This window comes from Pseudomonas sp. FSL R10-2189 (genome assembly GCF_009600325.1).
Taxonomy (GTDB): domain Bacteria; phylum Pseudomonadota; class Gammaproteobacteria; order Pseudomonadales; family Pseudomonadaceae; genus Aquipseudomonas; species Aquipseudomonas helleri.
This window is the reverse complement of record NZ_WIVZ01000081.1, coordinates 1-1938: the sequence shown is the minus strand read 5'-3', so window position 1 is coordinate 1938 and position 1938 is coordinate 1. Positions and strand designations below refer to the sequence as shown.

The following is a 1938-nucleotide window of genomic DNA, read 5'->3' as shown; positions in this document are numbered from 1 at the left end:
AATTACATAGCCAGGTGCTTGCTGAAGTCAGGAGGGTTTAGAAATCAGCTACACCCTTAAATGCGAAGAGCCAGTAAAGCTGCGCAGCGCTGGCTATCGGCTGATCTACCAGGTCATAGATCAGGAGGTTGTGGTGTTCGTGGTTGCTATCGATAAACGTGAGAATGAAGCCGCATACCGAAAGGCATCAGAGCGGCTCAAATGACTTACGTCTTAATTATAATGGGGCTTATAGTCAAACCAAGCACTGTCAGTATGCGTTCGTAAACTAATAAAAAGCCAACCAAAAAATGACTGCTTGCAGCTCATGCGTGACGCTTGAAGCGTAACTGATGCACTCTATACAAAGGATTGGAGAAACAATTGAAAAAGCTTCTTATCTTTTTTGCGCTACTTACACCTCTCTCCGCTTTAGCAGCAGTTTGTGATACCACCGTACTAAATAACATTGAGAAGCGATACATGGCTGCTGCGCCTAGCTGCATTGAAAGCGGTGTTGCCTCAAGTGCTGCTTGTGCAAGTGTTTGGGAGGCAGATAATGACTCCGTATTGGAGTTCGCTGTACGTAAGCAGGCTGGCTGTAATGCCAGTGCCTATCCTATCAACCCTCACTTTAGTTACTTGGTTGGTCTTGTGGAGGCATTACCCAAGGTAAAAAGTAATGCGACTGCCTCTACCAATGAGCCTATTTGTATTAGTCAAATACCGGCTGTTGAACGAAAGTACAATTTGGGCAGCGTAAAATGGATTTCCAATGGTAATTCATCAGACTACGCAGATAGGCTTTTATGTTATTATTCAGCAGTTTCCTCCATGGACACTGGCAGTGTGTTCGTTATAGTTGTAGCTGGTAAGGGTGACGTGAATATTGGTTACGCCGCCAAAGACCCAAGAAATACCTTTTCAATACGTTTCGAAAGACTTATTAATTAAAAATATGTCCCATTTCCTCAGAAACCACTACCATCAGATCAACGAAGAATTCCATCTAATATCTGTTAGATAAAACAGCTATAGCAAGGAGTAATGTGTGAGTGATTATCAGGATTTTTGTGAAAGTTTTGGTGGTTGTGCTAGTGATCCTGATTTCATGGATAAGTGGATGGAAGAGTATGTAGTTAATGTAGTGGAGGCAACTAAAACTACCGTTGGTGATTTTTTACCAAATGGAAAAATGGTCCACATAATTAAACTATTAGCTACATATCCAGCACAACCGAAGGGAATAATTTGGAATAAAGAGCTTTCCGAGCCATTACCATGTATTGGTTCAAACTATTTAAAAAGTACAGAACACGATGATCCTGCGAGTTGGTTTATTCGTAAAGGTTTTATAGTTCGCTCTATCAAAACTAATGCTTATTGGTATCAAGTTGCATTCAAAGATACTAATTCTGAAACGCAACTTGAAGAGCGCGAGCGTAAAGATTACGAATCTATTTGCCCCAACTTGAATCCTAACTGGGTTAAAAACTGCAAATAGTGGTGAATAGAGGAACCGGACAAAATTGTACGCTAGGGATGGTCTGAAGTAGTCATGTGTTTCTGGCTGACTTCGGCCACCGCCGATCTTGAAAGAGGCGAGTTGATCCAAAACGCTCAAATCACTCACTCATTCCTGTCTTTATTAGCCGCTGCGAGCACCTCGCGGCAGCTACTCACAACATTACAGGCGCACCTCTCCTCCACAGTTTCCCTAGCGCCCGTCGCTCCAAGCCACAGTCGTCGCTCTACTCCTAAGTTATGCGACATGCTCACAGACCCTGGATCTGCGGGATTTTGGATGTCGCATAAATCTGTCGCAGGTTATAAATTACCTGCGACAAATAATGCGACAGGTGCTCCATGGACAATGCAGGACGTAACCGTCCGGGCAACACACCTACCTGAGAGCGTCGCCTAAGGCGATGGTGTCCACCTGATTTTAAGTGGACACCA

At 43.7% G+C, this 1938-nt stretch carries 2 protein-coding genes and 1 pseudogene; all 3 read left to right on the top strand.

What is annotated here, in order from left to right; translation table 11 throughout:
• Positions 1-73: 73 nt before the first annotated feature.
• Positions 74-205: pseudogene (locus tag GHO32_RS27325) on the top strand (type II toxin-antitoxin system RelE/ParE family toxin); the annotation flags it as partial.
• A 158-nt stretch (positions 206-363) separates the two neighbouring features.
• Positions 364-933 (top strand): hypothetical protein, encoded by a 570-nt coding sequence (locus tag GHO32_RS25900; protein WP_153338450.1) that lies wholly within the window; start codon positions 364-366, stop codon positions 931-933.
• Between the two features lie 97 nt (positions 934-1030).
• On the top strand, positions 1031-1483 hold the full coding sequence (locus GHO32_RS25895) for a hypothetical protein (protein ID WP_153443087.1): 453 nt from the start codon (positions 1031-1033) through the stop codon (positions 1481-1483).
• Positions 1484-1938: the final 455 nt, after the last annotated feature.